Raw genomic sequence first — 405 nt, forward strand, 5'->3', positions numbered from 1 at the left:
CTGTAACACATGAAGTTACGGTTGGAATACACTTTACTGTTGGGATTGGAAAACACTGAGTTACCGGAATCGTTGGGAATCCAGCACCAAGTTTAGCCTCTTGTTGTGCAGCACATATTGGTGATATACCAGTGATGCATGAAGTTACAGTAGGAATACATTGAACAGTAGGAATTGGTAGGCATTGCGTTACTGGAATCGTTGGAAATCCAGCTCCAACGTTTGCTTCCTGCTGTGCAGCACAGATTGGAGATATTCCTGTAACACATGAAGTTACGGTTGGGATACACTTTACTGTTGGGATTGGAAAACACTGAGTTACCGGAATCGTTGGGAATCCAGCACCAAGTTTAGCCTCTTGTTGTGCAGCACATATTGGAGATATACCAGTGATGCATGAAGTAA

General features: G+C 43.2%; 1 protein-coding gene. It reads right to left on the reverse strand.

Going from position 1 to position 405, the window contains the following annotated elements:
* Positions 1–405 (reverse strand): hypothetical protein (locus tag FJA49_RS18310; protein ID WP_158629424.1); only part of this gene is annotated, 405 nt, incomplete at both ends.

The organism is Flavobacterium microcysteis (assembly GCF_006385255.1).
In the GTDB taxonomy this organism is placed as follows: Bacteria; Bacteroidota; Bacteroidia; order Flavobacteriales; family Flavobacteriaceae; genus Flavobacterium; species Flavobacterium microcysteis.